Source organism: Xanthomonas sp. NCPPB 2933 (genome assembly GCF_056725225.1).
This window is the reverse complement of the sequence record NZ_CM161518.1, coordinates 5,377,517-5,397,274: the sequence shown is the minus strand read 5'-3', so window position 1 is coordinate 5,397,274 and position 19,758 is coordinate 5,377,517. Positions and strand designations below refer to the sequence as shown.

The following is a 19,758-nucleotide window of genomic DNA, read 5'->3' as shown; positions in this document are numbered from 1 at the left end:
GCGTGCGTGCGCTGAGTCGGCGCGCGTTGACGGTGAGCGTGCGATGCCATTCGCGCGGCAGTGCGCTTTTGTGCGTGGCGCGCCTGCATAACCCAAAGCAGTCAGGTCATTGCCAACGGCCATTTCGCTGGCCGCATCTGACCGGACATTGTCGATTTCTGGCGCGATCTGCGCGGCGGCGGTCACTAGGCTGGAAACACCACGCATCGCCTTGGTGCCGATGCTTCCACGTAGCGAGGACGCCACCCCCCATGTCCGATTTGTCCGCCTCCCCTGTGTCCGCCTCCAAACCGATTCTGTTGTTGCTGGAACATGAGTTCGAAGATCCCAGTTTTGCCGGGCAGCGTTTTTTCTGTCGGCACGGCTTGTTGCTGGAAGGCGCGCTGTCGGGCATCGATGGATTGCGCGACCGGCTGGAAGTGCGCCGGGTCGGCTTCCCGCGGCCGCGTCGCGACGTGATCGGGCTGGTGGGTGAGAGCGATCAATCGCTACCCAAGCTGGTGTTGCCTTCGGGTGTGCACAGCAGCCACGCAAGCGGCGAGCACGCCACACGGCAATACGTCTCCGGCAGCGAGCCGATCCTCGCCACGTTGGCGGAGTTGTACGCCATTCCTCAGCTGCATCCCTGACAACCGGCGCCAACACCTGGCGCGTCAATCGCCTCGATCGCAACGCGCGCGCTCACGCAATCACCGACACGTCGCGCTGGCGGCGGTCCTCTTCTTCCAATGTGGCAGGGCAATGAGCTATCTCCTCAGCATTCTCGACAAGAGCTACATCCCCGACGGCGGTACGGCGGCGCAGGCGCTGCGCGACAGCGTGGCATTGGCGCAGCTGGCCGAAGCGCTGGGCTATCACCGTTACTGGTTTGCCGAGCACCACGCCACCACGCAACTGGCCAGCCCCGCACCGGAAGTGCTGGCGGCCTATGTGCTGGCACAGACCGCGCGCATCCGTGTCGGGACCGGTGGGGTGATGCTGCGCCACTACGCGCCGTACAAGGTGGCCGAACTGTTCAACCTGCTGGCCACGCTGGCGCCGGACCGTGTGGACCTGGGCGTGGGCAAGGCACCGGGAGGCTTGCCGGCCTCCACCCGCGCGTTGGCCGATGGCCGTCTGGGCACTGCCGATTTCGCGAGGCAATTGACCGATCTGGAAGGGTTTCTGTCGAACACGCTGCCGGCCGAGCATCCACATGTGAGCGCCATCGCCACACCGCAACCTGCACAGGGGCCGCAGCGGTTTCTGCTTGGTGCCAGCCCGGAAAGCGCACAACTGGCAGCGCAGTTGGGGTGGCGGTTCGTCTATGCCGGTCACTTCGATGGCGACCACGCGCATATCGAGCGCGCGTTCGACGCGTATCGGCGTGGCAGCAGTCTGCAGCCGTTGTTGGCGGTGGTCGCCTTTGCTGCACACACCGCCGAAGCCGCTACGCAGCAGGTCGGTGCGCTGCGGCTGTATCGCGTGCAGCTCGGTGCCGGGCAGAGCGTCAATCTGCCCAATGCGGAAGCCGCTGCCGAGTATGCGCGCCAGGTTGGGGTGAGCGATTACCGCCTGGAAGAACTGCGCCCCAGCGTGCTGTCCGGCACTGCGGAGTGCGTGCATGCGCAACTGGAACTGCTGCATCGCCGCTTCGGCGTGGGCGAGTTCGTCATCGATGCACCGGTGGCCGATGCACAGGCACGTCGCACCTCGCTGGAATTGCTCGCACGCACCGCACCACACGCGGCTGCACGCAGCGGGCGCGATGCACCGGCCCGCACGGTGGCGCAGCCCATTGCCGAACACGCGTTGTCGTGATGCCGAAGCCTGCGGCCAGTGCCGCACCGCGATCTATCGCACTACCGACGTTCTTCTTTCCACAAGGATTACCGCGATGAGCACTACGCCACGTCCCATCCCGTTCGGCATCATGTTGCATGGCGCCGGTGGCCATATGAATGCCTGGAAGCATCCGTCGGTGCCGGCCGATGCCAGCGTCAATCTGGCGTATTACATCGCCACCGCACGCAAGGCCGAAGCCAGCGGGATCGCGTTCGCCTTCGTCGCCGACGGGCTGTACATCAACGAGAAATCGATTCCGCATTTTCTCAATCGTTTCGAGCCGATCACCATCCTGTCGGCGCTGGCCACCGCCACCACCACGATTGGTCTGGCCGGCACCTTGTCCACCTCCTACAGTGATCCGTTCACGGTGGCGCGCCAGTTCGCTTCGCTGGATCTGATCAGTGGCGGACGTGCCGGCTGGAACGTGGTGACCTCGCCGCTGGAAGGCTCGGCACGCAACTACAGCCGCGCCCATCCCGAGCATGCGCTGCGCTATCAGATCGCCGACGAATACCTGGAGGTGGTGCAGGGTTTGTGGGATTCGTGGGACGACGATGCGTTCGTGCGCGACCGCGTGGGCGGTGCGTTTTTCGATGCAGACAAATTCCGTCGCCTCGACCACAAGGGACGTTTCTTCCAGGTCGAAGGGCCGTTGAACATCCAGCGCTCGCCGCAGGGGCAGCCGGTGATCTTTCAGGCTGGCGCTTCCGATGATGGGATTGGGTTGGCCGGCAAATATGCCGATGCGGTGTTTACCCATGCGCCGTCGCTGGACGACACGCGTGCGTTCACCCAGCGGGTCAAGAATGCGGCGATCGCGCATGGCCGTAGCGCGGCTGACGTGAAGATCTTCCCCGGCATCGGGCCCATCGTCGGCAACACGGCCGAAGAAGCCGAAGCCAAGTACCAGCAGATCGCCGCACTGGCCGATATCGACGAGGCGCTGGCGTATCTGGGGCGCTTTTTTGACCACCACGATTTCAGCCAGTACGCCCTGGATGCGCCGTTCCCGGAGCTGGGCGATATCGGTGCCAACAGCTTCCGTTCCACCACAGACAAGATCAAACACGATGCGCGCACGCAGGGATTGACGCTGCGTCAGGTGGCGCTGGAAGCGGTGAGCCCGCGGCCGCAGTTCATCGGCACCGGCGAGCAGGTGGCCGACGCGTTGATCCGCTGGTTCGATGCCGGCGCCAGCGACGGTTTCATCCTTGGGTTCCCGGTGCAGACGCAGGGCCTGGACGATTTCGTGGCGCAGGTGTTGCCGGTGCTGGAAGCGCGCGGCTATTTCCAACGCACGCCGCCCGGTGTGACGCTGCGCGATCACCTTGGGTTGCCATACAAGGCCAGCCGTTACGCGCCAGTGGCCGATGCCGCGCGCAAAGCCGGTTGAGGGAGCAGGCCATGTCCGTGTTGTCGGCAAGCACCCATCCGCATCCGTCCATCCGCATCGCCGCGTTCGCCGAAGAAGCGATCGCGCTGCGGCATGACTTCCATCGTCATCCGGAGCTGGCGTTCGAAGAACACCGCACCAGTGCGCGCATTGCCGGGCTGTTGTCGGATTGGGGCTACACCGTCACCACCGGCGTCGGTGGCACCGGGGTGGTCGGCACGCTGGTGCGCGGCAGCGGTACACGTCGGCTCGGACTGCGCGCCGATATCGATGCCTTGCCGATCACCGAAGATTCCGGCCTGGACTACGCCAGCGGCACGCACGGTTTGATGCATGCCTGCGGGCATGACGGCCACACCGCGATCCTGCTGGCGGCGGCGCATTACCTCGTCAAACACGGCCGCTTCGACGGCACCTTGCAGCTGATCTTTCAGCCGGCCGAAGAGACCGGCTCGGGCGCCACGCGGATGCTGGCCGATGGCCTGTTCGAGCGTTTTCCGGTCGATGCGATCTTCGGCTTGCACAACTGGCCCGGCGTGCCGGCCGGGCGGCTGGGCTTTGTCGATGGCCCGGCGATGGCGTCGGTGGATTGGGCGTCGATCCGCGTACTCGGCAAGGGCGGCCACGGTGCCGAGCCGCATACCGGGGTGGATTCGGTGCTGGTGGCCGCGCATCTGATCACCGCCCTGCAAAGCATCGTCTCGCGCAATGTCGACCCGCGCGAGATGGCGGTGATCACGGTCGGCTCGATCCACGGTGGCAAAGCCGCCAATGTGATCCCCGACAGCGTGGACTTGAAGCTCACCGTGCGCGCATTCCTGCCGCAGGTGCGCGAGACCCTGCGCCAACGCATTCCGGCGTTGGCCGAAGCGATCGCGGCCAGTTTCGGCGCGCAGGTGCAGATCGACTTCCCGTTGGGATTTCCCAGCGTGATCAACCACACAACGGAGACCGCATTCGCACGCGACACCGCCGTGGAATTGTTCGGCGCCGATGGCGTGGTAGCCGGGCTGGCGCCGCGCACTGCGAGCGAGGACTTCGCGTTCTTGCTGCAGCAGCGCCCGGGCAGTTTCTTGTTCGTCGGCAATGGCGATAGCGCCTCGCTGCACAGCCCGCGCTACGTGTTCAACGATGCGGTGATCGCACCGGCTGCCAGCTACTGGGCGCGGCTGACCGAGCGCTTTCTCAGTGCAGAGTCCGACATCGATGCAAAGCGGGCATCGGCATGAGCGAGCAGTTCCTCTACACCTCCGTGCACGACCCGCGCGCGCAGCCGCTGTTCGATGGCCTGGAGCGCGAATACAGCAACCGCTATCGCGATGTGATCGGCCGCATCGGCGGCAGTGCGCGCGATGAGTTGCTGCGTTATCCGGCCGAAGCCTTCGCCTCGCCGCACGGTGCCTTTGTGCTGTTGCTGCGCGATGGTCAGACCATCGGCGGCGGCGCGTTCATGCGCCACCACGACGTCGATACAGCCGAGTTCAAACGCATCTGGACGCGCGATGATCTGCGTCGCCAGGGCATTGCGCGGCGGGTGCTGGAAGAGCTGGAAGCCCAGGCGATACGACAAGGGTACCGGCGCGTGTATCTCACCACCGGCTTCCGCCAACCCGAGGCGGTGCACCTGTATCTGACCCACGGCTACGCCGCGCTGTACGACCAGCAGGCCGATCCGGAAACCGTGCTGCACCTGCCGTTCGAAAAGCACTTGCCGGTGCCGCTGCCGGTGCGCGCGCTGCGGCCTTCTTCCCTTTCGACGCAGACGCCATGAGCAGCCAGACCCTTCCCGAACTCGACCGCCGCACCGCCGCAGCCACGCGCGAGCAACGCAGCGCACCGCGCATCGTGCCGGCCCGGCATCCGTTGCAGACCGGCGGCACGCTGGTGGCGATCCTGTTGATCCTGGTGGTGCTGCAATCGGTGCTCGGCAACCCGCGCTGGGGCTGGGACGTGTTTGCCGAATGGTTCTTCGCCGAACCCGTGCTGGCCGGGCTGGGCCGCACGCTCTTGCTGACCGCACTCGGCGCGCTGTTCGGCTTTGCGCTGGGCACCTTGCTTGCCCTGGCGCGCGTGTCCGGGTCGCCGTTGCTGGCCGGCGTGTCGTGGGGCTATGTGTGGTTGTTCCGCTCGATCCCGCTGCTGGTGCTGTTGCTGTTGCTCAACAACCTGGGCTATCTCTACGCCACCATCAGCCTCGATGTGCCGTTCACCGGCATTACGCTGTTTTCGTATCCCACCACCGCGTTGATCAGCCAGTTCGCCGCAGCGGTGCTGGGCTTATCGTTGAACCAGGCCGCGTTTTCGGCGGAGATCATTCGCGGTGGCATTTTGTCGGTCGACCAGGGCCAGTTCGAAGCCTCTGCGGCATTGGGCTTGCCGCGCGTGCGGCAGATCCGCCGCATCGTATTGCCGCAGGCGATGCGCACCATCTTGCCGGGCGCCTTCAACGATGTGATCAACCTCGCCAAGGGCACCTCGGTGGTCTACATCCTGGCGTTGCCGGAGTTGTTCTACACCATCCAGGTGATCTATCGGCGCAACCTGGATGTGGTGCCGCTGCTGATGGTGGCGACGGTCTGGTACCTGGTGATTCTCACCTTGCTGTCGTTGCTGCAGGCGCAGGTGGAACGTCGCTTCGCACGCGGTGCATTGCGTGAATTGCCCTCGCGCCGCCGCGGCTGGTGGCAGCGTTCAGCCATTGCAGCCACGCAGCCGGTGGCAGCCGTCGATGCCGTTGCCGATGCGGTGGCGGTGGGCCGCGGTGCGGTGGTCAGGATCCAGGGCGTGACCAAGCATTACGGCGAGCAGCGCGTGCTCGATGCGGTGGACCTGGAGCTCCCCGCCGGCAGCGTCACCGCCATCATCGGCCCGTCCGGCGCGGGCAAGTCCACGTTGCTGCGCACCATCAATCATCTGGAACGCGTGGATGCCGGGCATGTCACCGTCGATGGCGAGTTGATCGGCTATCGCCGCGTCGGCGACAGCCTGCACGAACTGCGCGAAGCGGAGATCCGCCGCCGCCGCGCCGACATCGGCATGGTGTTCCAGAACTTCAACCTGTTCCCGCATCTGACCGCGCTGGAGAACGTGATGGAAGCGCCGATCGCGGTGCGCGGTATCGCGCCCGAACAGGCGCACCTGCAGGCGCAGGCATTGCTGGCCCGTGTTGACCTGGCCGACAAGCTGGATGCGTACCCACGTCAGCTCTCCGGTGGGCAGCAGCAACGCGTGGCGATCGCGCGTGCCTTGGCGCTGCGGCCGAAGGTGCTGCTGTTCGACGAACCCACCTCGGCGCTGGACCCGGAGCTGGTCAACGAAGTGCTGGAAGTGATCGAAGAACTGGCGCGCTCGGGTACCACGCTGGTGATCGTCACCCATGAGATCGGCTTTGCGCGCCGCGTGGCCGACAGCGTGGTGTTCATGGAACACGGCCGGGTGGTCGAAGCCGCGCCGCCGGAGCGGCTGTTCAGCGCGCCGGCGCATCCGCGTACCGCCGAGTTCCTGGCCAAGGTGCTGTGAGTGCGCGCAGCGCTGCAGCTTGCGTGCCGGGCCATCGCGCGCTGATGACGGGCCGTTCAAGCAACGCCTTTCCGCACATCGCGTTTGCGGGCACCACCTGTTCAAGCGCGACTTTTCCAAGCAGTACCTTCTCAAGGATGTCCGCATGACCCAGCCCCCCGCGTCCCGCCGCCGCCTGTTCAACATCGCCGCCATCGTGGTGCTGCTGGCGATCGGCATCGCTGCGATCCTGTTGACGCGCAAGCCGGCCAATGAGGCGCAGGCCACCACGCGCAAACCCGCCGCCACAGAACTGCCGCCGCTGCAGGCACCGCCGGACCAGGCCGCCATCGCCCTGCTGCCGGCCGGCCATCGCTTCGTCAAACCCGGCGCGCTGACCGTGGCCACCGTGGCGGCAGCGTTGCCGCTGGGCGACTACGCCGCGGATGGCAAGCAGGTGATCGGCGTGGAGCCGGACATCGCGCGTCTGGTCGCAACCGCGCTGGGGCTGCAATTGAATCTGGTGCCGGTGGCGTGGGCGGACTGGCCGCTGGGGCTGGAATCGGGCAAGTACGACGCGGTGATCGCCAATGTCACCGTCACCGAGCTGCGCAAGCAGAAGTTCGATTTTTCCAGCTACCGCTATGACCTGCTTGGCATCTACACGCGCAGCGATGGGCCGATCAAACAGATCACCCAACCCAGCGATGTGGCCGGCTTGAAGGTGGTGGTGGGCGCCAGCACCAACCAGGACCAGATCCTGCGCCACTGGGATGCGCGCAATGTCGCGGCGGGACTGAAACCGGTGGAGTTTCAGTATTTCGACGATGCGGTGGTGGGGCGGTTGGCGGTGATCACTGGGCGCGCCGATGTCTCGTTCGAGCCCAATGCCACCGGCGCGTATGCCGCGCGCGACGGCAAGGTGCGCCGGGTAGGGCTGTTCCCCGGTGGGTGGCCGCAGGCGGCGGCCATTTCGGTGACCACGCGCAAGGGCAGCGGCCTGGCCGAGGCGATCACCCAGGCAATCAACGCGCAGATCGACAGCGGTCTGTATGCCAAGGCGCTGGCACGCTGGAACCTGGCCGAAGAAGCGGTGCCGCGCTCGCAGACCAATCCGCCGGGGCTGGGCGAGTTGTAGATAGCGCGCTGCCATATCGGTGGCACTGGGCACACGCGTTGGCGAGCAACCGGCCAGGGGCCGACGCTGCACAGATGGATGTGCAGCGTCGGCCCCTGGCCGGGTAGCGCGATCACTTCGCCCCACCCGTCCAATGGCATGGCGGAGTTGCGTCGCTGACGCATCGTGACTTCATGAGAGCAGGTCATTCGCTCGAATCCCCCGGAGAATGCAATGACTTCCTCACCTCGACGTGCGGGCACGTCAGCGGCCGCGTCCTAGATGCCGGCCATCACTTCCGAGCGCGCGGCCTGGCTGGCGACGCAGATCCTGCCGCATGAGCCGGCGCTGCGGCGCTGGCTGCGCAAGCACGCGCCTGGCACCGTCGATTGCGACGATGTGATCCAGGAGACCTACGCCATCCTGGCCGGGCTGGGCGAGGTGGGCCATATCGCCAACCCGCGCGCCTATCTGTTCACCGCCGCGCAGTCGGTGCTGTTGCAGCAGGTGCGGCGCGCCAGGATCGTTTCGATCGAAAGCGTGGCGGAAATCGAGCGCCTGGACATCACACAGGACGAGCGCTCACCCGAGCGCCACGCCATTGCCGGTCAGGAGCTGCGCCGCATCGGCGAAGCGCTGTCGGCACTGCCGGACAAATGCCGCCAGGTATTTCTGCTGCGCAAGGTCGATGGACTGTCGCAGCGCGAGATCGCCACGCGGCTCGGAATCAGCGAGAACACCGTGGAAAAACACATCGTGAAGGGATTGCGTTTGCTGATGGCCCGCATGGGCCGCACCCGCGTCTCCGCACCGGCCGCCGTTCACGACGCGCAGGCCACACGCCTGGCCGACCCGCAGCGTGGCACCTGAGCATGCGCACCATCGACGACATTGCCGCCGCCTGGGTGGGACGCGAGGACGGCGACCGGCTCACGCCGGCCGAGTGCGCGCAGCGCGACCGTTGGCTGGCCGCAGACGTGCGCCATCGCGGGGCGTATGCGCGTGCGCATGCGGTGCATCTGCATTTCGATCGCGCGCGTGCGTTGGGGCAGGGCTTTGCAGTACAGAGCCAGGCCAGGCGCGTGCGTGCGCGCCGACGCGGTGCCTGGTTGGCCGCGCTTGCGGCCAGCGTGGTCGCCGCAGCCAGCGGCATGCTGGTGCTGCAGCAACCCATGCGCATGAATCGCATGCCCAGTGAGGCCGTGGCGGGCAGCGGCACGCCCGGCAGCGGCCATCACCTCACCCGCATCGGCGAGGTGCTGCGGCTGCCACTGGCAGACGGCTCGGCAGTGACGCTCAACTCCGGCTCGGAAGTGGTGGTGGAGTACCGCGCCGACCGGCGTCAGATCCAGCTGCTGCGTGGCGAGGCCTTGTTCGATGTGGCCAAGGATCGCCATCGCCCGTTCGTGGTGATGGCGGCCGGCTCGGAAGTGCGTGCGGTCGGCACCAGCTTCAGCGTGCGCCGCCGGCAGGACGATGCAGTCAAGGTCCTCGTGCGCGAAGGCACCGTCGAAGTGGATGCCGACCAGCGCGCACCGCAACGGGTGGCAGCCAACATGTTGGCGATGGTCAGCCCGACGCGGGCAGTGCAGCTGCAGCCGCTGGATGCGCAACGCGTGCAGCAGCTGTTGGTCTGGCGCGACGGCATGATCGCCTTCGATGGCGACACGCTGGCGCAGGCCGCTGCCGAATTCGCCCGCTACAACGACATGCGCATCCTGATCGACGACCCCGCTGTGGCGCGACGCACCGTGGTCGGCCTGTACTCGGCCAACGATCCGGAAGGCTTCGCACGCTCTGTCGCACTGAGCATGGGCCTGCAGATCGAACACACCCGTGGCGGCATCCATCTGCGCGGGGCAATCGCGCAGTGATGTGCATGGCCGTGCGTCACCTGATGCGATGTCCATGGCGGAAAAGCGGCGGCGACGCATCGAACACAAAGGGGAGCCAGACAGCAACGGTGACAGCGATCAAACAGCGGCGCACGCGCGCCCGCGGAGAACAGTGATGCAGGCAGCAACAAGGCGTTTGAGCAAGGCCATCGGCACGGCCGTGGCGATGATGGCAGCGGGCCATGCGTTGGCCGCCTCACCGCAGGGGCGCACGTTCTCGCTGCCGGAGAGCAATGCCGTGGTGGCATTGCCGGAGTTCGCACGGCAGGCCGGCGTGCAGATCGTGGCGCCGGGCGAGTATCTGCAGCAGGTGCGCACGCCGGCAGTGCAGGGCACGCTGGAATCGCGCGCGGCACTACGGCAATTACTGACCGGCACCGGATTGAGCGTGGTCGAAGACGACGGCGAGCGCATCACGCTGGCCTCGGCGCAGCCGATGACCGCCGCCTTGCACGGCCATCCCGGCGTGGGCTATGCACAAGTGGACGCACCCGCCGCCGCGCCGCCCGCAGACGCCGCAGTCGGCAATCTTGACGCGGTGGTGGTCACCGGCGCGCGCGGCGTGCAGCGCACCGTCACCGAAAGTCCTACCCCGATCGATGTGATCGGCGCGGCGGAACTGGAAAAGACCGGGCGCCCGGGTCTGCTCTCGGCGCTCAACGATCTGGTGCCTTCGTTCAATGCGCCGGCCAAATCCGGCAACGGCACCTCGTATGTGATCGCCACCGGCGGGCTGCGCGGGCTCAATCCGGATCACACCCTGGTGCTGGTCAACGGCAAGCGCCGCCACCGCACTGCCAGCATCAATATCGCCGGTATCGTCGGCCGCGGTTCGGTGCCGGTGGACATGAGCCTGATCCCGGTCTCGGCGGTGGACCATATCGAAGTGCTGCGCGACGGCGCCGCCGCGCAATACGGCTCGGATGCGATCGCCGGTGTCATCAACATCCTTCTCAAATCCGATGCCGACGGCGGCAAGGCCGACATCCTGTGGGGCCAGAACATCGACCGCGCCGATGGCGACAGCAGCAGCGCCAGCATCGGCAAGGGCCTGGCGCTGGGCAGCGACGGCTTCGTCTATCTGGCCGCCGACGCCCGCTATCAACAGACCTCCAACCGCGCAGTGCCGGTGGCCGACAACTACCGGCTGTACTACCCGGTCAACGACCAGCCGGACCCGCGTGAGGCCACTGCCGACCGGCTGATCACACGCAACTTCGGCCAGCCCTGGCAGAAGGGCGCCAACCTGTCCTACAACGCCGAACTCGGTCTGGGCGGCGACCTGCGCGGCTATTCCTACGCCACCTACAGCCGCCGCCTGAGCGATCTGGAATGGTCGTTCCGCAATCCCAATGCCAACAACACCCTGCAGGAAATTTACCCGGACGGGTACAGCCCGCGCCTGCGCATCGACGAGACCGATTACGAGTTCACCGCCGGCATCAAGGGCCTGTGGGGCGAGTGGGATTGGGACCTGGCCACCAGCTACGGCAGCAACGCCTCCGAACGCGACGGGCTGCACACGCTCAATGCCAGCCTGGGGCCAACCAGCCCCACCGAGTTCTATCTAGGCCAGCTGACCTCCACCGACTGGACCACCAGCCTGGACATCACCCGCGGCCTGCAGCTGGCCGAGCGCCCGTTGCAGGTGTCGCTGGGCGTGCAGCACCGCTACGAAAAATACGAGATCCAGGCCGGCGAGCAGGCGGCGTATGCGGCCGGCAGCTACGTGTTTCCGGCCGGCCATCCGCGTGCCGGGCAGGCGCCGCCCCCTGGCGCGCAGGGCGCGATCACCTTCCAGCCCGACGAAGCCGGCAGCCTGCATCGCAACAGCGGCGCAGCCTATGTCGACCTGACCTGGGACGTGGCCGACAGCGTGTCGCTGGGTCTGGCCGGCCGCTACGAACGCTTCGACGATTCGGCCGGCGACACCGCAGTGGGCAAGTTCACCGCGCGCTGGGCCATCACCCCTACCTTCGCATTGCGAGGCGCGGCCAGCACCGGCTTCCGCGCGCCGGCCTTGGCGCAGGCCTTGTACGCGGCCACCAACAGCAGCTGGCGCACGCTGGATAACGGCGATCGCGAACTGTTCCTGGCCAAGACGCTGCCGGTGGATTCCCCCGCCGCGCTCGCACTCGGCGCCGAACCGCTGAAGCCGGAAGAATCCACCAACGCCAGCATCGGCTTCACCTACAACCCCAGCCGCGCGCTCAGCCTCACCGTGGACGCCTACCGCATCGATCTGGACGACCGCATCGGCATGACCGGCTACATCACCGGTGCGGCGATCACCGACCTGCTCACCCGCGCCGGCGTGTCCGGGGTCGACAGCGCGCAGTACTTCACCAACGCCATCGACACCCGCACCGAAGGCGTGGACGTGGTGGCGACCTGGCGCATGGAGGCCGGCGACTGGGGCCGGGTCAACTGGAACCTGGGCTACAACTACAACAAAACCGAGATCACCCGCATCGCCGACAACCCGGCCGCGCTGGACTCGCTGGGCGCCGGCTACGAGCTGTTCGACCGCGCCTCGCGCGGCTATCTGTCGCGCACCCCGCGCAGCAAGTTGCTGCTGGGCGGAAATTGGGTGATCGGCGACTTCGCGCTCAACGTGCGCGTGAACCGCTTCGGCAGTTTCGACGTGCTGGAAAACAACCCGGCCAACGACGAGCACGTGCCGGCCAAATGGATCACCGATCTGGAGGCGTCCTATGCACTGTCCGATCGCATCACCTGGACGCTCGGCGCCAACAACTTGTTCAACCAATACCCGAAAAACATCGGCGCGGTCGCCAGCACCGGCAGCGGTTTCTACGTCACCAGCGTGCCGTATGGCTTCACCGGCGGGTCCTACTACACCAAGTTGACGTACACCTTTTGAGGAGTGATCCAGTGCCGCAATTGTCTTTGATGCGGGCGCGTTCGCGCAGCGCTTTCACCTACGCAGGGTTGCTGTTGATCGCGCTGGCATGCGCGCCGCCGGCGGTGCTCGCCAGCAGCGGTAAAGATACCGGCGAGATCCTGTGGGATCGCTACGGCGTGCCGCATGTCTACGCCAAGACCGAGGCCGGCACCTTCTACGGCTTCGGTTGGGCGCAAACGCACAGCCACGGCAATTTGCTGCTGCATCTCTACGGCGAAGCGCGCGGCCGCGCCGCCGAATACTGGGGCGACAAATACGCCGAACAGGATCGCTGGCTGGCCACCAACGATGTCTACGCGCGCGCGCAGCAGTGGTACCGGCAGCAGGATCCGGGCTTTCGCGCCGATCTGGATGCATTCGCGCAAGGCATCAACGACTACGCCGCCGCACACCCGGAAGCGCTGGATGCCGAGGTCAAAGTGGTGCTGCCGATCACCGGCGTGGACGTGGTGGCGCATGCACACCGGTTGATGAATTACGTCTACATCGCCTCGCCTGCGAAAGTGCTGGGCGAGCCGCCCAAGGACGGCCAGGCGCGCGACGGCTCCAACGCCTGGGCGGTGATGCCCAAGAAGACCCGCGACGGCCACGCCATGCTGCTGGCCAACCCGCATCTGCCGTGGGGCAGCGGCTTTTTTACCTATTACGAAGCGCATCTCAACGGGCCCGGCGTGGATCTGTACGGCGCCACCCAGGTGGGCCTGCCGATCCTGCGTTTCGGTTTCAACAAGCAACTGGGTTTCACCAATACGGTGAACACGCTGCTGGGCCAGACCACCTACAAACTCAGCTTGTCGGGCGAGGGCTATGTGTTGGACGGCAAGGTGCTGCCGTTCAAGCGTGAGACCAGGACCTTGAAGATCCGTCAGGCCGATGGCGCGCTGAAGGAAGAGGCGCTGCAAGTTCGCCAGAGCGTGCACGGCCCGGTGTTCGAGCGTTACGACGGAGCCACCGTGGCGCTGCGCGTGGCAGGGCTGGATCGCTCCGACATGCTCAAGCAGTACTGGGACATGGGCAAGGCGCAGGACTTTGCGCAGTTTCAGCGCGCGCTGAAACAGCTGCAGGTGCCGATGTTCAACATCGTCTATGCCGACAAGGCCGGCAACGTACTGTTCCTGGACAACGGCATCCTGCCCAAGCATGCGCAGGGCGATTTGAAGTATTGGAGCGGGCTGGTGCCGGGCGATACCGCGTCCACGCTATGGAACGAGGTGCACGGCTACGACGAGTTGCCCAAGGTGATCAACCCGGCCGGCGGTTTCGTGCAGAACACCAACGACCCGCCGTGGCTGGCGAGCTGGCCGCGCGTGCTGGAACCGAGCGCATTTCCCGCGTATGTCGCACCGGTCGGGCCGATGTCGTTGCGTGCGCAGAACTCGGTAAAGATGCTGGCCGAGCACGACAACATCGACTTCGACCAGTTCGTCGCGCTCAAGCGCACCGCGCAGGCGCTGGCGGCCGATCGCACATTGCCGCAGCTGTATGCCGCGGCCGCAGACAGTACCGACCCGGACATCCTCGCTGCGATCAACGTGCTCAAGGCCTGGGACCGCCACTTCGAAACCGATAGCCGCGGCGCGTTGTTGTTCGAGGAATGGGCGCGCTTGTTCACCGGCGATGCGCGTTACCTCTCGCAAGCCGGCTACGCCACGCCGTGGTCGCTGGCCGCGCCATTGACCACACCCAGCGGTTTGAAGGACCCGGCGCTGGCGCTGCGTCAACTCAAGCAGGCCGTCGCCAGCACCAAGAAGACCTATGGCGCGATTGATCGGCCCTACGGCGAGGTGTCGCGCTTCCATCTGGGCGAGGTCGATGTGCCTGGCCGCGGCGGTTTCGGCAATCTGGGCGCGTTCGATGTGATCACCTGGAACCCACCCAATAAACAGGGCCAACGCCTGCCGCAGCACGGCGAAACCTGGGTGTCGCTGGTGGAGTTCTCCACGCCCATCAAGGCCAAGGGCTTGATGAGTTACGGCAACGCCAGCCAGCCCGGCTCGGCGCACATCAGCGACCAGCTACAACTGCTATCCAAGGGCGAGTTCCGCACCTTGTGGACCACCCGCGAGCAGGTCGAACAGCACCTGGAATCGCGCACCGATTTCTGATCATCGCCTTCCGACGATGGCAACACCTGAAGCCGCCACCCGGCATCACTGCCTGACATCCCAGCATCCAAGGACACTGCCCATGCGCACCTTTCTGACCACCGCCTTGTTCGCCATCGCAACGCTGACCGCCACCTCCACCGCATTCGCGGCCGATCCGCACGATGGCGCCTGGACGTTGGTGGAATCCAAATCCAACTGGAGCGACGGCAAGTTTCCCAAGGGCATGCGCCTGACCATCAACGTGCAGTTCTCCGACAACCGCATCGAGTACCACTCCATCAACACCACCCGTCCGGCCACCCCGTACAAGGTCGATTACGTCACCACGCTCGATGGCAAACCCAGCCCACTCAACGAGCAGGCGCGCTTCAACCAGATCGCGGTGAGCAAGACCGGTGCCGACACTTACCAGATCCTCAAGATGAAGGACGACGACGTGATCGTGGGCGAGTTCTGGACGTTTTCTGCCGACGGCAAGACGCTGATCCGCAATGGCGTGGGCAAGTCGCCGGAAGGCAAATCCAAGGCCTATCACGAGTTCTTCGAGCGCAAGTGACGCGTTGGTGCGTGGTCGCAGGCGCTGATGTCTGCGACTGCGCATCGCGGCGCCCCGCGCCACGCGTTCTGCGCAGAGATCGGCCGATCCCTGCGCGGCTATGATCGATTCCCCCCACCTTCTGCGAGCCGCCATGACCCTGCACCGCCTGTGCACCGCCATCTTCCTGAGTCTGGCCGTGGCCGCACCCAGCCACGCGTTGGAGTTTTCCAAGGCCGAGCTGGCGCGCGCCACTGCGTTGCAACAGCGGCTGGTCACGCTGGATTCGCATCTGGACACGCCGGCCAATCTGGAGCGCCCCGACTTCGACGTGTTGCAGGCGCATGCCGGCAATCGCTTGTCGCAGGTGGACTACCCGCGCATGCTCGCAGGCGCGCTCGATGGCGGCTTCTGGGCGGTCTACACCGGGCAAGGCGATCGTAGCGCGGCGGCGCATTTGCGCGATCGCGATGCCGGCCTGCAGCGGCTGTTGAAGATCCACACGCTGCTGGCCGCGCAACCGCAGCGCTTTGCCTTCGCCACCACGCCTGTCGATGCCGCGCGCATCAAGGCCGATGGCAAGCGGGTGGTGTACATCAGCATGGAAAACGCCAGCCCGCTGGTGGCCGACCCTACGCTGCTGAGCTTCTATTACGCGCAGGGCCTGCGCCTGATGAGCACCGTGCATTTTCTCAACAACGAGTTCGCCGACTCGGCCACCGATTCCAAGGGCCCGGAGTGGAAGGGCTTGAGCCCGGCCGGCAAGCAACTGGTGCAGCAGGCGCAGGCGCTGGGCATCGTGATCGATCAATCGCACGCCTCCGATGCGGTGTTCGATCAGTTGATCGCGCTATCGCCGGTGCCGATCGTGCTCTCGCACAGCGGCGCGCGTGCGGTCTTCAACCATCCGCGCAATATCGACGACGCACGGCTGAAGGTGCTGGCCCAGCACGGCGGCGTGATCCAGGTGAACTCCTACGGCGGCTATCTGGTCGACAGCGGCGCCAGCCCCGAGCGCAAGGCCGCCGAAAAGGCGCTGACCGATCAGTACGGCGGTTGGGAACACGTCAAGATCGCCGACGGCACCGCCCTGAGCGCCGCACTCAAGGAGCTGGACGCGCGCTACCCGATCAAGCGTGCCACCGAAGAGGATTTCTTCGCCCATCTGGAGCATGTGCTCAAGCTGGTCGGGCCGGAGCACGTCGGCATCGGCATGGACTGGGACGGCGGCGGTGGCGTGGTCGGCCTGGAAGACGTCTCCAAGCTCCCGCGCATCACCGCCTGGCTGCTGCGCAAGGGCTACACCGAACAGCAGATCGCCGGCATCTGGGGCGGCAACCTGTTGCGGGTGATGGGCCAGGCGCAGGCGTATGCGGCGGGGAATCGGGCAGCGGGAGTGGGGAACTAGGGCCGGGATTTGGGATTTGGGATTGGGGAGTCGGGATTCGCAAAGCCGAAGCGATCCATCGTGCGGGGGCTGCTGGGTGCTGCGTCGGGCCTGGCGGTGGGGTGCCGGCTTGGCCGTGGTGCAGCGCTGGGGTAAAGACGCGTTGCTGCTGCGGCTTTCCCGCCGGATTGGCTGATCGGGGCGCGCGAGGACCGTCAGCGCTAGCTGTCATGCAGGTAGTCGCATAAGCGGCTGGCCGCGCCCGAATCGGGGCGGCCAGCCCTGCACCAGCAGCATGGTCGCCGTGGCACTCCGAGCCCGGCACATGCCGAGATGCTTGATGCGGATTTGGGCATTTGCACAAAAATCAGCGCCCAGCTGCCCATAGACAGGCAGCATCCTGACGATGCTTCCGGGAAAAAGCTCCAACTAGAATGCGCCGACCCCCTGTGTGGTGCCGGCACCGCTGCGCCGCGCACTGGTTGGCCCACCGACTGCTGGAGCGTGCGATGACCCAAGCCACCCGGCCCCTGCCGCCCCCCGACGGTATGGGCCCGACCTACCGCAAGATCCTGTGGCGGCTGATCCCGTTCCTGTTCGTCTGCTACCTGTTCAATTACCTGGACCGGGTCAACGTCGGCTTCGCCAAGTTGCAGATGCTCGGCGACCTAGGCATGAGCGAGACCGTGTACGGGTTGGGTGCGGGCATCTTCTTCATCGGCTACCTGGCCTGCGGGGTGCCGAGCAATCTGATCCTGCAGCGCATCGGCGCGCGCCGCTGGGTGGCGATCATGATGGTCAGCTGGGGCCTGCTCTCCACCTGCCTGATGTTCGTGCGCACCCCGGCCGGCTTCTACACCCTGCGCCTGCTCACCGGCGCGGCCGAGGCCGGCTTCTTCCCGGGCATCGTGTTGTATCTGACGCGCTGGTTTCCGCGCGCCCAGCATGGCCGGGTCATGACCGTCTTCATGTCGGCCATTCCGATCTCCGGCGTGCTGGGCGGGCCGTTGTCGGGCTGGATCCTCAGCCACTTTTCGGCCGGGCAGGGCGGTTTGGCTGGCTGGCAGTGGATGTTCCTGCTGCAGGGCCTGCCGACCGTGCTGCTGGGCATCGGGGTGTGGTTCCTGCTCAGCGATGGCGTGCAGCAGGCGACCTGGCTGGATGCGCAGGAGAAACAGGCACTGACCCGCGCGCTGCAGGACGACGAAGCACGCAAACCGGCCGGCGCCTCCACCTCGCTGGGCGCGGTGCTGCGCAACCCGGCGGTGTGGATGTTGGGCACGGTGTACTTCTGCATCCAGAGCGGGGTGTATGCGATCAACTTCTGGCTGCCCTCGATCATCCAGGGCAGCGGCGTCACCGACCCGACCCGGATCGGCCTGATGAGCGCCATCCCGTATCTGGCCGCAGCGGTGTTCATGGTGCTGATGGGCCGCTCGGCCGACCGCCGCGGCGAGCGCCGCTGGCATCTGGTGATCCCGTTGCTGATGGGCGCAGCAGGGCTGTGCATCGCCGCCAGCGTCACCGACAACCTGGGCCTGGCCCTGTTCGGCATGACCCTGGCCACGATGGGCGCGGTCAGCGGGCTGCCGCTGTTCTGGCCGCTGACCAACGGCTTTCTTACCGCCGCCGCCGCGGCCGGCGGGCTGGCGCTGATCAACTCCACCGGCCAGGTTGCCGGCTTCGTCAGCCCGTATCTGGTGGGCTGGATCAAGGACACCACCCACAGCACCGAGCTGGCGCTGTACGTGCTGGCCGGCGCCATGCTGCTGGGCGCCGCGCTGGTGCTGCGGGTGCCGGCACGCGCGGTGAACCAGTGATGCGTCCATTCAAGCGAGTGCCCTCATGAAGATCGTCATCGCCCCCGATTCCTACAAGGAAAGCCTGTCCGCGCTGGAGGTGGCCACCCAGATCGAGGCCGGCTTCCGCGAGGTGTTCCCCGACTGGCAGTACCGCAAGGTGCCGGTCGCCGATGGCGGCGAAGGCACGGTCGACGCGCTGGTGGCCGCCACCGGCGGGCGGGTGATCGCCTGCACGGTCAGCGGCCCGCTCGGCACCCCGGTGCCGGCATTCTTCGGCCTGACCGGCGACGGCCGCACCGCCGTGATCGAGATGGCCGCCGCCAGCGGCCTGGCGCTGCTGCCACCGGCCGAACGCGCGCCGCTGCGTACCAGCACCGCGGGGGTGGGCGAATTGATCCTGGCCGCGCTGGATGCCGGCGCGCGGCGCTTCATCATCGGCATCGGCGGCAGCGCCACCAACGACGGCGGCGCCGGCCTGGCGCAGGCGCTGGGCGTGCGGCTGCTGGATGCGCAAGGCGCGCCGATCGGCCCGGGCGGCGGCGCGCTGGCCGCCCTGGCGCGCATCGAGACCGAAGGCCTGGACGTGCGCCTGCAGGACTGCCAGTTCGAGGTGGCCTGCGATGTGGACAACCCGCTGATCGGCCCCACCGGCGCCTCGGCGGTGTTCGGCCCGCAGAAGGGTGCCACTCCCAGCATGGTGCGTCAGCTCGATAGCAACCTGCAGCACTACGCCAACCTCCTGCAGCGCGACCTGGGCGTGCAGCTGCACGATCTGCCCGGCGGCGGTGCGGCCGGCGGCCTGGGCGCGGCGTTGGTGGCGTATCTGGGCGCGCAGCTGCGGCCCGGCGTGGAGATCGTCGCGCAGGCGCTCGGGCTGGATGCGCTGGTCGCCCAGGCCGATCTGGTCATCACCGGCGAAGGCCGCCTGGACAGCCAGAGCCTGCACGGCAAGACCCCGGTGGGCGTGGCGCGGGTGGCGCAGCGGTATGGCAAGCCGGTGATCGCCATTGCCGGCTGCCTGGGCAACGGCGCCGCGCTGCTGCATGGCCACGGCATCGATGCCATGTTCGCGGTGGTGCATCGCGCCTGCACGGTGGAACAGGCGCTGGCCGAAGCTGCCAGCAACGTACGCATTGCCGCGCGCAATGTGGCGGCGGCGCTGCAGGTGGGCAGGGCGTTGGCGCAGGTGCCTGCAGTCGAAGAAGGCCGCTGACGGCAGCGCACGGATGCCTCACGCCGGCCCTCCTCGTGCCTGCCCCACTGCAGCCCA

The 19,758-nt window shown here is 66.6% G+C and carries 15 protein-coding genes; all 15 read left to right on the top strand.

Features of this window, described 5'->3' with window-relative positions; translation table 11 throughout:
- The first annotated feature begins 251 nt into the window (after positions 1-251).
- The 15 genes from AC1PLU_RS22690 (at position 252) to AC1PLU_RS22620 (ending at position 19,701) form a co-directional block, all read left to right on the top strand.
- Positions 252-629: a DUF3088 family protein gene (locus AC1PLU_RS22690; protein ID WP_115041081.1), complete on the top strand. Its 378-nt coding sequence runs from the start codon at positions 252-254 to the stop codon at positions 627-629.
- Positions 630-741: 112 nt separating this feature from the next.
- Positions 742-1,800, top strand: a complete 1,059-nt coding sequence (locus tag AC1PLU_RS22685) for an MsnO8 family LLM class oxidoreductase (RefSeq protein WP_481094702.1) — start codon at positions 742-744, stop codon at positions 1,798-1,800.
- Between the two features lie 76 nt (positions 1,801-1,876).
- On the top strand, positions 1,877-3,220 hold the full coding sequence (locus AC1PLU_RS22680) for an LLM class flavin-dependent oxidoreductase (protein ID WP_481107311.1): 1,344 nt from the start codon (positions 1,877-1,879) through the stop codon (positions 3,218-3,220).
- An 11-nt stretch (positions 3,221-3,231) separates the two neighbouring features.
- The gene (locus AC1PLU_RS22675; protein ID WP_481107310.1) at positions 3,232-4,449 is read left to right on the top strand and encodes a M20 aminoacylase family protein; all 1,218 of its coding nucleotides are present in this window, start codon (positions 3,232-3,234) and stop codon (positions 4,447-4,449) included.
- Positions 4,440-4,991 (top strand): GNAT family N-acetyltransferase, encoded by a 552-nt coding sequence (locus tag AC1PLU_RS22670; RefSeq protein ID WP_481108575.1) that lies wholly within the window; start codon positions 4,440-4,442, stop codon positions 4,989-4,991. Before AC1PLU_RS22675 ends, AC1PLU_RS22670 begins: the two co-directional genes overlap by 10 nt.
- Positions 4,988-6,739 carry an amino acid ABC transporter permease/ATP-binding protein gene (locus AC1PLU_RS22665; protein ID WP_481107309.1) on the top strand — a complete coding sequence of 584 codons (1,752 nt, stop codon included), beginning with the start codon at positions 4,988-4,990 and terminating at the stop codon, positions 6,737-6,739. The genes AC1PLU_RS22670 and AC1PLU_RS22665 overlap by 4 nt, the downstream gene beginning before the upstream one ends.
- A gap of 145 nt (positions 6,740-6,884) precedes the next feature.
- Positions 6,885-7,856, top strand: coding sequence for an ABC transporter substrate-binding protein (locus tag AC1PLU_RS22660; protein ID WP_481107308.1), 972 nt, complete (start codon positions 6,885-6,887; stop codon positions 7,854-7,856).
- 261 nt (positions 7,857-8,117) lie between these two features.
- On the top strand, positions 8,118-8,705 hold the full coding sequence (locus tag AC1PLU_RS22655) for an RNA polymerase sigma factor (RefSeq protein WP_481107307.1): 588 nt from the start codon (positions 8,118-8,120) through the stop codon (positions 8,703-8,705).
- A 2-nt stretch (positions 8,706-8,707) separates the two neighbouring features.
- Positions 8,708-9,709, top strand: coding sequence for a FecR family protein (locus tag AC1PLU_RS22650; protein ID WP_481107306.1), 1,002 nt, complete (start codon positions 8,708-8,710; stop codon positions 9,707-9,709).
- 157 nt (positions 9,710-9,866) lie between these two features.
- Positions 9,867-12,614, top strand: coding sequence for a TonB-dependent receptor domain-containing protein (locus AC1PLU_RS22645; protein WP_481107305.1), 2,748 nt, complete (start codon positions 9,867-9,869; stop codon positions 12,612-12,614).
- A gap of 11 nt (positions 12,615-12,625) precedes the next feature.
- Positions 12,626-14,761: an acylase gene (locus AC1PLU_RS22640; protein WP_481107304.1), complete on the top strand. Its 2,136-nt coding sequence runs from the start codon at positions 12,626-12,628 to the stop codon at positions 14,759-14,761.
- A gap of 82 nt (positions 14,762-14,843) precedes the next feature.
- Positions 14,844-15,320, top strand: coding sequence for a hypothetical protein (locus AC1PLU_RS22635; RefSeq protein ID WP_023905845.1), 477 nt, complete (start codon positions 14,844-14,846; stop codon positions 15,318-15,320).
- A gap of 133 nt (positions 15,321-15,453) precedes the next feature.
- Positions 15,454-16,707 carry a dipeptidase gene (locus AC1PLU_RS22630; RefSeq protein WP_481107303.1) on the top strand — a complete coding sequence of 418 codons (1,254 nt, stop codon included), beginning with the start codon at positions 15,454-15,456 and terminating at the stop codon, positions 16,705-16,707.
- A 488-nt stretch (positions 16,708-17,195) separates the two neighbouring features.
- On the top strand, positions 17,196-18,506 hold the full coding sequence (locus AC1PLU_RS22625) for an MFS transporter (RefSeq protein ID WP_481107302.1): 1,311 nt from the start codon (positions 17,196-17,198) through the stop codon (positions 18,504-18,506).
- Between the two features lie 25 nt (positions 18,507-18,531).
- Positions 18,532-19,701, top strand: a complete 1,170-nt coding sequence (locus AC1PLU_RS22620; RefSeq protein ID WP_481107301.1) for a glycerate kinase — start codon at positions 18,532-18,534, stop codon at positions 19,699-19,701.
- Positions 19,702-19,758 lie beyond the last annotated feature (57 nt).

Bases quoted from the DNA above. Each gene is read 5' to 3' on its own strand.
- AC1PLU_RS22655 (WP_481107307.1), top strand. From the start codon at position 8,118: ATGCCGGCCATCACTTCCGAGCGCGCGGCCTGGCTGGCGACGCAGATC.
- AC1PLU_RS22635 (WP_023905845.1), top strand. From the start codon at position 14,844: ATGCGCACCTTTCTGACCACCGCCTTGTTCGCCATCGCAACGCTGACC.
- AC1PLU_RS22660 (WP_481107308.1), top strand. From the start codon at position 6,885: ATGACCCAGCCCCCCGCGTCCCGCCGCCGCCTGTTCAACATCGCCGCC.
- AC1PLU_RS22675 (WP_481107310.1), top strand. From the start codon at position 3,232: ATGTCCGTGTTGTCGGCAAGCACCCATCCGCATCCGTCCATCCGCATC.
- AC1PLU_RS22625 (WP_481107302.1), top strand. From the start codon at position 17,196: ATGACCCAAGCCACCCGGCCCCTGCCGCCCCCCGACGGTATGGGCCCG.
- AC1PLU_RS22685 (WP_481094702.1), top strand. From the start codon at position 742: ATGAGCTATCTCCTCAGCATTCTCGACAAGAGCTACATCCCCGACGGC.
- AC1PLU_RS22630 (WP_481107303.1), top strand. From the start codon at position 15,454: ATGACCCTGCACCGCCTGTGCACCGCCATCTTCCTGAGTCTGGCCGTG.
- AC1PLU_RS22620 (WP_481107301.1), top strand. From the start codon at position 18,532: ATGAAGATCGTCATCGCCCCCGATTCCTACAAGGAAAGCCTGTCCGCG.
- AC1PLU_RS22665 (WP_481107309.1), top strand. From the start codon at position 4,988: ATGAGCAGCCAGACCCTTCCCGAACTCGACCGCCGCACCGCCGCAGCC.
- AC1PLU_RS22650 (WP_481107306.1), top strand. From the start codon at position 8,708: ATGCGCACCATCGACGACATTGCCGCCGCCTGGGTGGGACGCGAGGAC.
- AC1PLU_RS22680 (WP_481107311.1), top strand. From the start codon at position 1,877: ATGAGCACTACGCCACGTCCCATCCCGTTCGGCATCATGTTGCATGGC.
- AC1PLU_RS22690 (WP_115041081.1), top strand. From the start codon at position 252: ATGTCCGATTTGTCCGCCTCCCCTGTGTCCGCCTCCAAACCGATTCTG.